Raw genomic sequence first — 11,733 nt, 5'->3', positions numbered from 1 at the left:
CCCCCCCCCCCCCCCCCCCCCCCCCCCCCCCCCCCCCCCGCCCCCCCCCCCCCCCCCCCCCCCCCCCCCCCCCCCCCCCCCCCCCCCCGACTCAGTCAGGGGTGCGGCGTCACTGCACGCCGAGGCGCTGGCGGAGGTTGTCGACCTCGGCCTTGAGCTCGGCCGGGACGTGATCGCCGAGCGAGTCGTACCATTCCTCGATCGAGGCGAGCTCCTCAGCCCACTCCTCGGGCTTGATGGCAAGCGCCTTGCGCAGCTGCTCCTCGGTCACGTCGAGGCCGTCGATGTCGAGCGAGCCCTCGGCCGGGGTGTGGCCCAGCGGGGTCTCGACGGCCTCAGCGGTGCCGGCCACGCGCTCGAAGACCCACTTGAGGACGCGGGAGTTCTCCGAGAAGCCCGGCCACAGGAACGAGCCGTCCTCGTCGCGGCGGAACCAGTTGACGTAGAAGATCTTCGGCAGCTTCGCACCCTCGGTGCGGCCGATCTCCAGCCAGTGGCGGAAGTAGTCGCCGACGTTGTAGCCGATGAACGGGCGCATCGCCATCGGATCGCGGCGCACGACACCGACCTGGCCCTTGGCCGCAGCGGTCGTCTCCGAGGACAGGGTGGATCCCATGAACACGCCGTGGGTCCAGTCCCTGGTCTCGGTCACCAGCGGCATCGTCGTCTTGCGGCGGCCGCCGAAGAGGATCGCCGAGATCGGCACGCCGTTGGGGTTCTCGTACTCATCGGCAAGCGTCGGGGTGTTGGTGATCGGGGTGCAGAAGCGCGAGTTCGGGTGCGCGGCTGGGGTGCCTGACTCCGGAGTCCAGTCATTGCCCTTCCAGTCGGTCAGGTGGGACGGGGTCTCCTCGGTCATGCCCTCCCACCAGACGTCGCCGTCATCGGTGAGCGCAACGTTGGTGAAGACGTTGCCGCCGGCCTCGATCGCGCGCATCGCAGTCGGGTTGGTGGTGTAGCCGGTGCCCGGTGCCACGCCGAAGAGGCCGAACTCCGGGTTGACGGCGTAGAGCTGGCCGTCGGCGCCGAAGCGCATCCAGGCGATGTCGTCGCCGAGCGTTTCGGCCTTCCAACCCTTAAGCGTCGGCTCGATCATCGCAAGGTTGGTCTTGCCGCAGGCGCTCGGGAAGGCCGCAGCGATGTACTTGACCTCACCTTCAGGGCTGGTGAGCTTGAGGATGAGCATGTGCTCGGCCAGCCAGCCCTCCTCGCGGGCGACCGCCGAGGCGATGCGCAGCGAGTAGCACTTCTTGCCCAGCAGTGCGTTGCCGCCGTAGCCGGAGCCGAACGACCAGATGGCGCGCTCTTCGGGGAAGTGGGTGATGTACTTCGTCGTGTTGCACGGCCACGCGACGTCCTCCTGGCCGGGCTCCAGCGGCGCGCCGACGGAGTGGACGCATTCGACGAACTCGCCGCCGTGCTCCTCGATGGCCTTGAGTTCGGCAGTGCCGCAGCGGGCCATGATCTGCATGGACAGGACGACGTAGGCGGAGTCGGTGACCTCGATGCCGAACATCGGCTGGTCGGCATCCGCACGTCCCATGACGAACGGGATGACGTACATCGTCCGGCCCTTCATTGAGCCGTCGAAGAGGTCGTGGAGGATGGACTTCATCTCATCGGGAGCCATCCAGTTGTTCAGCGGGCCGGCGTCGGCCTCATCGCGCGAGCAGATGTAGGTGCGCTCTTCGACGCGGGCGACATCGTCCGGGTCGGAGGCGGCGTAGAACGAGTCCTTCTGCTTGGGCAGCGGTTTGAGGGTGCCGGCTTCGATAAGCTGGTTCTGCAGTGCGCGCTTCTGGTCGTCCTCGCCGGTGATCCACTCGATGCGGTCGGGAGTGGTGCGCTCGGCGATCGAGCGGATGAAGCTGAGGATCTTCTCGTTGCTGGTCGGTGCACCAGCAAGCAGGTCTTCGACTGAGCCACGGTCGAGGACGGTCATGAGGATCTCCTGATCTGTCGGGGTTTCGGAGTTTCTGCCTGTGCGGCCATCGCCGCCAAGCGATGTCTCCACCGTACGAACCGTTCTTCGCAGGCACCGGGGATTCGTGGGCATCGCGCCTGTGCATTGAGTCACAAGCCGAGCACTTATGCTCAAGAGGCGTCAGATAAGAGACGAATATTCCCATTGGTATGACGTATATTCCCAAAGCCTGGTTTCGGCTCCAGGCCGCCACGCCCGAGGCGGTGGTTGGCGGATGTGGGAAGACCGCAGGGTGCGGATTTTGGCTTGCGGGCGATCGTGTGTATAGTTGTTCTGGTCATTGCGACAGTGCGCCACTAGCTCAACGGATAGAGCATCTGACTACGGATCAGAAGGTTGGGGGTTCGAATCCCTCGTGGCGCGCCAACTGAAACCGCCGCCCGGCTTCCGGGCGGCGGTTTCGCTATTCAGTCTCTGACCTGCAGAGATGCTGAGTCGCTCAGTGTTCGACGGCCTTCTCAGCGCCGTAGCCGGTCATCGAGCGGACCTCCATTTCAGCTGCGAGCTTCGGATCCTCACCGCGCTTGTCGGTCAGCGATCCGATGAAGCCGAGCAGGAATCCGACAGGAATCGAGATGATCCCCGGGTTCTGCAGCGGGAAGATTGCGAAGTCGATGTTCGGCCCGAGCATCGCGGTCTCCGTGCCGGAGACCACCGGGGAGATCGCGATGAGGCCGACGGCGGTGATGAGTCCGCCGTAGATCGACCACACCGCACCGCGGGTGGTGAATCGGCGCCAGAACAGCGAGTACAGGATCGTCGGCAGGTTCGCGCTCGCCGCAACCGCGAAGGCCAGGGCGACGAGGAAGGCGATGTTCTGTCCCTGCACGCCGATGCCGCCGAAGATCGCGACACCGCCGATGGCCAGCACGGTGATGCGGGCGACCTTCACCTCGGTCTGCTGCGTGGCGGTGCCGCGCTTGATGACCGAGTTGTAGATGTCGTGCGAGAACGATGCTGCTGCGGTGATCGTCAGGCCGGCGACGACGGCGAGGATCGTCGCGAAGGCGACCGCCGAGATCGTGCCGAGCAGGATCGGCCCGCCGAGTTCGAGCGCGAGCAGCGGTGCTGCCGAGTTCACTCCGCCTGGGGCGTTCTCGATCGCCTCGGAGCCGACCATGGCGGCAGCGCCGTAGCCGAGCACCAGGGTGAAGAGGTAGAAGATGCCGATGAGCCAGATCGCCCAGACTACCGAGCGGCGGGCTTCAAGTGCGGTCGGGACGGTGTAGAAGCGCATGAGCACGTGCGGCAGCGCAGCGGTGCCGAGCACCAGAGCGATCGACAGGGACACGAAGTCGATCGGCAGCGCGCCGTACTTGAGTCCTGGGGCGAGCAGCGCCTCGGGTGGGTCAGCAGTCGCATTGGCAACGGCGTCGCCAAGCAGCTGGGAGAAGTTGAACCCGTTGATCGCCAGCACCCAGACGGTCATGATGCCAGCGCCGCCGATGAGCAGGAACGCCTTGACGATCTGCACCCAGGTGGTGCCCTTCATGCCGCCGAACAAGACGTACATGATCATGAGCACGCCGACGACGGCGACGACGATCGACTGGCCGGTCTTGCTGTCGATGCCCAGCAGCAGGGACACGAGTCCACCGGCGCCGGCCATCTGGGCGAGCAGGTAGAAGAAGCACACCGCCAGTGTCGACATCGCCGCAGCCAGGCGCACGGGGCGCTGCTTGAGGCGGAAGGAGAGCACATCGGCCATCGTGAATTTGCCGGTGTTGCGCATGAGCTCGGCGACGAGCAGCAGAGCGACGAGCCAGGCGACGAGGAAGCCGATCGAGTAGAGGAAGCCGTCGTAGCCGGTCACCGCGATGGCGCCGACGATGCCGAGGAAGGAGGCGGCTGAGAGGTAGTCGCCGGAGATCGCAAAGCCGTTCTGCGGGCCGGAGAACGATCGACCACCGGCATAGAAGTCGGAAGCGCTCGCATTGCGCTTGGCGACACGGAAGACGATCGTCATCGTGATGGCGACGAAGACGAGGAAGATCGCGATGTTGAGGACGGGATTGTTCTCTGCGGTGGGATTGTCCTGGGCCACCGTGGTCAGTGCGGCTGCGAGCGTCATCGTTGGCCCTCCTCGTTCTCGGCAAGGGTCTCTGCGGCTTTGCCGACGGTATGGGCGCCGGGGGTGTCTGCGGGGCGTTCGGCGAAGTCGGCGGCCTGCTTCTCCAGCATCAGGCGGATCTCGTTGGCTGCCGGGTCGATGCGCTGGTTGGCGAAGCGCACGTAGACCATCGTGATGATGAAGGTTGTGGCGAACTGGCCGAGGCCGAGCAAGATGCCGAGGTTGATGTTGCCGATCACCGGGGTCGCCATGAAGTCATGGGCATAGGCGCCGAGCAAAACGTAGGCGAAGTACCAGAGGAAGAAGAACGCGCTCAGCGGCAGCACCAGCGAGCGGTGCTTCTTCTTCAGCGCTTGGAACTCCGGTTGGGATTCGACTTTCTCGAAGTCGATAGCTGCGGTCGGTGGAGACACTGGGACACCATTCCTTTCGCTGCCGCAGGATTGGACGCGGCTCTGCGAAACAATACGTCGATGAAACTGTGACTGACACCACATCATTCAGCCTGTTATCAAGATGTTGTGATCTTGCACACAGAAAACGCCGGCCGGGGACCCTGCGGTCTCCAGCCGGCATCTGCGTGGACAGGTATACGCCCTGGTCAGCCCTTGCGGCGGCGGGTCAGTGCGACCGCACCGGCACCGAGGCCGACGAGCACACCGGCCACGGCCAGGCTGCCGAGCTCCATGCCCGTGCGCGGAAGGCGGCGATCGTCAGCTGAGTACTGGCGATCCGTGCGCGGATCCTTCGACGAGTCCGGCGAGCCCTTGCGGTCTCCGTCGTCCTGGCCCTGGTCATCATCGTTCTGACCCTGGTCGTCGTCGTTGTTGCCCTGATCGTCTCCGTTGTCATCGGAGGGGTCATCGCTTGGATCCACCGTCGGGTCGACCGTCGGATCCTGGCTCGGATCGTCGGTCGGCTCTTCACCGGCGTCCTCGTCGACGTTGAAGCCGACGATGAGCGGATCATGATCCGAGGAGCGGAAGACCGAATCGTCGTAGAGGTTGCGGACGTTGTTGTTGTAGCGGCTGTACTCCAGGCCGACCGACTCACCGGAGTTGATGTTCCACACATCGGCACCGGTGACATCGCCTGCGAGTTCTGCGCTGGCGAGGATGTGGTCGAGGCTGCCGACGCGGCCGCCGAACAGATAGGTCTGCTCGTCGGTGTGCTCCTCACCGAGGTTGGTGTAACCGGCCTCGTAGAACACCTGCATCGGGTCCTCGAAGGTGTAGGAGTTGAAGTCGCCGAGCAGGAACGCCTTATCGGTTCCGGTGGCCTTCTTCTGCTCATCGGCGAACCCGACGAGCGCCTTCGCCTGCTTGACGCGGTCGGCGTTCGAGGCGCCCTGGCCGTCGCCGGAGTCCTCGTTGCCGTCACCGGAGCCGGAGCCCTTGGACTTGAAGTGGTTGACGATCGCGACGAACTCCGCCTCGGTGTCACCGGGCTTCGCGAAGGCCTGCGCGAGCGGGGCGCGGGCGTTCTTGTAGGCCGCGTTGTCGAGGATCGCCGGGGTGCCGACCGGCTCGGCCTTCGCGGTCTGGTAGATGAACGCGGTGCGGATGACATCCTCACCGACGGCCGGGACCTGTTCGGGGCTGGCCGGAGCCGCCCACTTCTCAGAACCGGCAGCGGCGTTGAGCGCGTCGACGAGCTGGTTGAGTGCGTCGTCGCGGTCCTTGCCGAAGGCCGCCGACTGCTCGATCTCCTCGAGCGCGACGATCGAGGCATCGAGGGTGTTGATGCCGTTGACGATCTTGGCCTGCTGGCGTTCGAAGTTCTCGGCGTTGGCCGCACCGCGGGCAGCGCAGCCGCTGCGCACGGTGATTGGGTTGCCCTCGCGGTCGGTGTAGTACTGGCAGCCTGAGAGCTCGTCACCGGTGGTCGGGAAGTAGTTGAGCACGTTGTAGCTGGCGATGCTCAGCTGCCCGCCGACCGCCTCGGGAGCGGCCGGACGGTTGTTGGCGAACGTCGCCGGAGCGGCCTCGTCGTCGTTGTCACCGGTGACGGTCGCGGTGGGCTGCAGGCGCCAGGTGTCGTGTCCGTAGCCGAGCACCGCAGCCGAGGTGAAGGTCGCCTCAGCGCCGACGCGCACCGGGTTGTCGAGGGAGACGTAGGGCACCGGCACGTCGCTGGCCTTGCCGGTGAAGTCGCGGGTCGCGCCGTCGTCGAGGAGGTAGAAGCGATCGTTGTTCTCAGCTTCGAGCTTCTTGGCCTCGTCGGTGCCGGGGCGGTGGGCGTCGGTGTGGTGGCGCAGCGGCTTCGTGCCGTTGGTCAGGCCGACCTCGCCGTAGCGGTTGGCGGTGTAGGTGTCGGCCACGGTGATCGGGCCGGCTGGGTGGACGAGCATGCCCTCAAGCGATTCGCGGGCCTCATCGCCGTCCGGCAGCGCGCCGGTGAACGGCTTGGGGGCCTCAGCCGGCTCGCTCAGCTCGGTCAGGCCGCTGCCGGTCACGGTGATCTGGGTCTGGCCGTAGTATTCGCTGACCGTGCCGGTGACCTCGACGTGCACGCCGGGCTTGACGGTGCCGACGGTGTCCTTCGAGTACACGAACAGGCCCTCTGAGGCGCCGGGCACCTGGTGGGCGTCGCCGCCGCTGCCGGCGGTCTGGATGAAGTACCCGTCGAGGCCGCCCTCGGGGTAGGCGGCGGTGACGACACCGCGGGTGCTGACGGTCTTGCCGTCGAGCGGGCTGGTCTGACCGGTGCCCTGGATCTCGGAGATCGGGGTGAGGTTGGCCGGATCCGTCGGATCGTCGGTGAGGTCGTCTGTCGGGTCGGGGTTCGGTGCGTCGCCGGAGAGTTCGCCGGGAGTCGGTGTGCCGGCGCTCCAGCTGCTGCCGGACTTCTGGATCGACTGGCCCTTCGGGGCCGTCGCGCCGGTCGGGGTCGCCTGCGCGCCCTGGGCCGCCTCGGGCAGCTGGTCGCTGGAACCTGCGGTGACGCCGCGGCCGCCGGCGGTGCCGCCGACCTGTGCGAAGTCCTGCAGCTCGCCGTCGGCATCGACGACGAAGGCAGAGGAGCCGTATGCGCCATCGGCGGCGGTGCCGGACTTGACGGAGTTGGTGATCGGCACCATCACCGCGTGCGCGCCGGAGTCCGGGGCAGTGGTGCCAGCCGGCAGGGTCACGACGTGGGCGTCGGACTGCGGGTCGCCGCCACGGGTGACCGAGCCGACGGTCCAGCCGGAGAGGTCGGTGCCGGGATCAGCGGCGATCTCGATGAAGTCGGTGTCGTCGGCACCGGCGTAGGCGATCTCGGAGATCGTCGCCGTGCCGGCCGGTGCCGCAGCCGCCGGAATGGCGATGAGCGCACCGGAGGTGCCGGCTGCGATGAGCACGGAACCGGCCACAGCCGTTGCGCGCAGATGGAGGGAGTGCATGGAGGAATCCTTCAGTCGGAGTGCACCCCGGATGACCGGGAGTGCAGATGAGACTCTTCCACGGTACCCAGGATTCACTCAGAAATCGGGAGTCCGGTCCAAAGTTCTGCTGAACAACACGTAACCTGTCAGCGATCTCGGCAGGCTCAGCTGCCGGTGCGCTGCTTGAACTCGACCTCGACGAAGGCGCATTCGGTGTCGGACTTGTTGATGACGTTGTGCTCGCTGCCGACCGGGCGGGTGTAGCTGGCGCCGGGGACGAGCACGTTCTCGAACGTCTCCTCCGGTGTCACCACCGTCAGCGTGCCCGGTTCGGTCGGCACGACGACATAGTCCATCTCATGAACGTGCATCGTCGTCTCGGATCCGGGCGGGAAGCGCCATTCGGTCACGCGGGTGAACTCGTTGTCGATCTGGACGGTCGCAATCGCCTGGGTGTACTCGCTCATGCAAACAGCATAGCCGCGGGCGCATGCGATCATGCGTCCGCGGCCATGGCTGCGATCGGGCGGGACTCAGCCCATGAGGTCGTGTGCGAGCTCGTGGAAGTCGCTGCTCGGATTGCCGAACCGGTGCAGCGTCATCGAGATCGCCTGTTCGTGGACGTAGTAGCGCTGCTCGACGCGGGCTGAGCTCACGACGTCCTGGTCGATGAGCGCGACCTCGGGACGGTCGACGGTCGCCTCCCGCAGCTCCGGTTCGACCGAGCCGACGATCCGGATCCGGGCGCCGACGGTGTCGTCGTAGTTGCCATCCGCCACGGCGGAAGCGAACGCGTCGGCGGTCTCGACTGCCACCTCGGTCTCAGTGCCCGTCGCCGAGGCGGTGCTCGCCTGCAGTGCGTCGCGGGCGGCTTCGACAAGCTCGTCGGAGCAGTCGGGGTGGACCGAGACGAGCAGCGGGGCGCCGACGGTCCGGCCGGCATGGGCGGTGCGGCGCACATGGTCGCCAGCGGCGTCGGGGGTCACGCGGATCGTGACCGGACGGGGCAGGTGGCGGAAGATGTTGGCCTCAGCCTGCAGATCGGTCGGGTCGGCCGGCTTGCCGAAGAACTCCCGGTAGACCTTCTCATCATCGCCGTAGGCCTTCGCCAGCCAGTCCGAACCGGTGCCGGCGGTCGCGTGCGCGTCGCCGGGCAGCTCGGCATCGCGCCAGTCGCCGAAGAGCATGAGGTAGTTCGGTCCGCCGGCCTTCGAGCCGAGACCCACCGAGGACAGCTTCCAGCCGCCGAAGGGCTGACGGCGCACGATCGCGCCGGTGATGCCGCGGTTGACGTAGACGTTGCCGGCCTCGACCTCGTCGAGCCACTGGGCGACCTCGGAGGTGTCGAGTGAGTGGATGCCGGCGGTCAGGCCGAAGTCGACGGCGTTCTGCAGCTCAAGGGCCTCATCGAGGTCCTTCGCATGCATGAGGCCGAGCACCGGGCCGAAGCATTCGGTGAGGTGGAAGAACGAGCCGGGCTTGACGCCGTCCTTGACGCCGGGGCTCCACAGCCGGCCGGAGTCGTCGAGCATCTTCGGCTCGACCAGCCACGATTCGCCCTCGTCGAGCTGGGTGAGGGCACGTTCGAGCTTCTCGGAGGGCTCTTCGGTCAGCGGGCCCATCTCGGCGAAGAGGTTCGTCGGGTAGTCGACGACCATCGAGGAGGCGGCGTCGACGATCTGCCGGCGGTAGCGCTCGGAGTCATACACCGAGCCGACGAGGATGCCCAGCGATGCCGCCGAGCACTTCTGCCCGGCATGGCCGAACGCGGAGGCCACGAGGTCGGCGACAGCGAGGTCGCGGTCGGCGGCCGGGGTGATGACCAGAGCGTTCTTGCCCGAGGTCTCAGCGTTGATCTCGAGTTCGGGGTTGAAGCTCTTGAACAGCGAGGCCGTCTCCGAGGCACCGGTGAGGATGACCCGGTCGACGTCGGGGTGGGCGAGCAGCGCCTTGCCGATGTCGCCCTCGCTCGGGGCGACGATCTGCAGCACCTCGCGCGGCACACCGGCCTGCCACAGGCATTCGACGAGCAGCGCCGAGCAGTGCGGGGTCGGTGAGGACGGCTTGTGGATGACCGAGGCACCGGCGGCCAGTGCGGCGACGGTCGAACCGGTCGGGATCGCGACCGGGAAGTTCCACGGCGGTGTCACGACGACGAGCTCATCGGGTTCGAACCGGGCGCCGGCGATCTGCTGGAGTTCGAGGGCCTGGCCGGCGTAGTAGCGGATGAAGTCGATCGCCTCGGAGACCTCCGGGTCGGACTGCGCGAAGGTTTTGCCGGCCTCGGCGGCCATCGTCGTGAGGAACTCCCCGCGGCGGTTGGCGAAGACATCAGCGGCAGCCAGCAGGATCTGCCCGCGGCCGGCGGCACCGAGCTCCCGCCAGCCGCTCGCAGCGGCCTTGCCCGCAGCGATCCGGGACTCCATATCGGCAACCGACTCCACCGCCTCGGGAGCGGGGCGGCCCTGAAGCCAGTCACCGGCGCGCACCGGTTCGATGAGCTGCTCGGCCCAGCGCTGATTGGCCGGCAGTGCGGGGTCGGTGTCGGGTTCGTTGACGAACTCGCCGAGGCGGTGGTCGCCGGCGTACTCCTGGGTGCGGTCCTGCGTGCGGTTCGGGCGCGGGGCCGTCTCACCGTCAGCGGCGAGGATCTCCTTGAGATCGTCGACGGCGGCGCGGAAGCGCTCCTCTTCCTGGCGGAAGGCGGCGTTGCCGTTGCGCAGCTCGAAGATCGTCGACATGAAGTTCTCCGCAGACGAGTTCTCCTCCAGGCGGCGGACGAGGTAGGAGATCGCGACGTCGAACTCAGCCGGGTGGACGGCCGGTACGTAGAGCAGCAGCTGGCCGACATCGGCGCTGATCGCCGCCGACTGCTCAGTCGCCATGCCCTGCAGCATCTCGAACTCGACCCGGTCGGCGACCCCGCGCGACAGGGACAGCTCGTGGGCGAAGGCGATGTCGAAGAGGTTGTGGCCGGCCACGCCGATGCGCAGCCCGGTCATCCGCTCGCGCTGGAACAGCCAGTGCAGCACGCGCTTATAGTTGGCGTCGGTGGCCTCCTTCGACGGGCAGGTCGTGAGCGGCCAGCCGGCGATCTCAGCATGCACCTGCTCCATCGGCAGGTTCGCGCCCTTGACGAGGCGGACCTTGATGCCGGCCCCGCCGTCGGCGACGCGCTCATCGGCGAAGGCGGCCAGGCGCTGCATGGCGGCCAGCGCATCGGGTAGGTAGGCCTGCAGCACGATGCCGGCTTCGAGGTGCTTGAGCTCCGGTTCGCTCAGCAGGCGGGTGAAGACCTCCAGGGTGATCTCCAGGTCGCCGTACTCCTCCATGTCGAGGTTGATGAACTTCGAACCGGCCGGGGCCTTGGCGGCCTCGCGGTAGAGCGGGCGCAGCCGGTCGAGGACGTACTCGACGGTGTCCTCGAAGGCCCACAGATTGATCTGCGAGGCGATCGAGGAGGCCTTGATGGAGACGTAGTCAACGTCATCGCGGGCGAGCAGCTCGTGGGTGCGCTCCAGGTGGCGGTCAGCCTCCTCATCACCGAGGACAGCCTCGCCGAGCAGGTTGATGTTGAGACGGTGCCCGTCAGCGGTGAGCGTGGCAACGGCCTTGCCGAGCTGCTCAGGCCGGGCGTCGACGATCATGTGCCCGACCATCGAGCGCAGGCGGGCCCGGGCGGCGGGCACGACGACCTGCGGAGCGATGGGGGCGAGTGCCGAACCGGCCTTGATCTGGGCGCGGTCGAGAGCCGAGATCGTCGCCGGGGCCATCGCTGCGACCTCGCGCAGCGCTTGGGCGGCGGAGTGGGAGTCCTCGGTGCGGATGACGCGGTCGACGAAGCCGACGGTGAAGTCCAGGCCCTTGGGGTCGGACAGGATCGCGGCGAGCCGTTCGGCGGCCGGGTCCTTGGCCGCAGGCGTGCCGGCCGAGATCCGCAGCCACCGGCGCACGCGGTCGACGGCGGCCTCGGTGATGGCCGTGAGATTGGTGTCCTCGATCATGGTGCCTCCTTGCCAAGCTGCCCCGGGCAGCCGAACCGAGCGATATGCCCTGCGGCGTCCTGCCGCGCTTGCGCCCAGTATGCGGTCGGCCCGCCCGCCACGTCATGCATCTCACATCGATCTGCCATACTGATGAGTCAGAAGTATTGACTGTTCCCGAGGAGGTGGTCGCCGTGGCAGGACGCGCGGTGCCCACCGAGGTGCGCCTGCACGCTGTCGAGCAGGTGCTGGCCGGGACGTCCGTCGCCGAGGCAGCTGCAGGCAGTGGAGTCTCGGCCGCCTCCGTGCGGCGCTGGGTGCGACGCTGGCA

At 67.3% G+C, this 11,733-nt stretch carries 7 protein-coding genes and 1 tRNA gene; 2 read left to right on the top strand and 6 right to left on the bottom strand.

Annotated features, from left to right (window positions below; genetic code table 11):
* Positions 1-109 precede the first annotated feature (109 nt).
* Positions 110-1,942 carry a phosphoenolpyruvate carboxykinase (GTP) gene (locus M3C25_RS12490; RefSeq protein ID WP_259857053.1) on the bottom strand — a complete coding sequence of 611 codons (1,833 nt, stop codon included), beginning with the start codon at positions 1,940-1,942 and terminating at the stop codon, positions 110-112.
* Between the two features lie 332 nt (positions 1,943-2,274).
* Here M3C25_RS12490 and M3C25_RS12485 point away from each other — a divergent pair.
* Positions 2,275-2,350, top strand: a tRNA-Arg gene (locus tag M3C25_RS12485).
* Positions 2,351-2,423: 73 nt separating this feature from the next.
* Here M3C25_RS12485 and M3C25_RS12480 read toward each other — a convergent pair.
* From M3C25_RS12480 to M3C25_RS12460, 5 genes are all read right to left on the bottom strand, one after another.
* The gene (locus M3C25_RS12480) at positions 2,424-4,055 is read right to left on the bottom strand and encodes a monocarboxylic acid transporter (RefSeq protein ID WP_102161072.1); all 1,632 of its coding nucleotides are present in this window, start codon (positions 4,053-4,055) and stop codon (positions 2,424-2,426) included.
* Positions 4,052-4,468 (bottom strand): DUF485 domain-containing protein, encoded by a 417-nt coding sequence (locus tag M3C25_RS12475; protein WP_259857051.1) that lies wholly within the window; start codon positions 4,466-4,468, stop codon positions 4,052-4,054. Before M3C25_RS12475 ends, M3C25_RS12480 begins: the two co-directional genes overlap by 4 nt.
* A gap of 188 nt (positions 4,469-4,656) precedes the next feature.
* Positions 4,657-7,437, bottom strand: coding sequence for an ExeM/NucH family extracellular endonuclease (locus M3C25_RS12470; protein WP_259857049.1), 2,781 nt, complete (start codon positions 7,435-7,437; stop codon positions 4,657-4,659).
* Between the two features lie 146 nt (positions 7,438-7,583).
* Positions 7,584-7,886, bottom strand: coding sequence for a cupin domain-containing protein (locus M3C25_RS12465; RefSeq protein ID WP_102161076.1), 303 nt, complete (start codon positions 7,884-7,886; stop codon positions 7,584-7,586).
* Between the two features lie 66 nt (positions 7,887-7,952).
* Positions 7,953-11,423, bottom strand: a complete 3,471-nt coding sequence (locus tag M3C25_RS12460; protein ID WP_259857045.1) for a proline dehydrogenase family protein — start codon at positions 11,421-11,423, stop codon at positions 7,953-7,955.
* Between the two features lie 44 nt (positions 11,424-11,467).
* Here M3C25_RS12460 and M3C25_RS13210 point away from each other — a divergent pair.
* Positions 11,468-11,733: helix-turn-helix domain-containing protein (locus M3C25_RS13210; protein WP_375545134.1), on the top strand; the 266-nt coding region annotated here is incomplete at its 3' end.

Origin of the sequence: Brevibacterium luteolum, assembly GCF_025147615.1 — a bacterium.
GTDB classification, from domain to species: domain Bacteria; phylum Actinomycetota; class Actinomycetes; order Actinomycetales; family Brevibacteriaceae; genus Brevibacterium; species Brevibacterium luteolum.
Note: the sequence above shows the minus strand (reverse complement) of the source record. Positions and strands in the feature narration are given on the sequence as shown.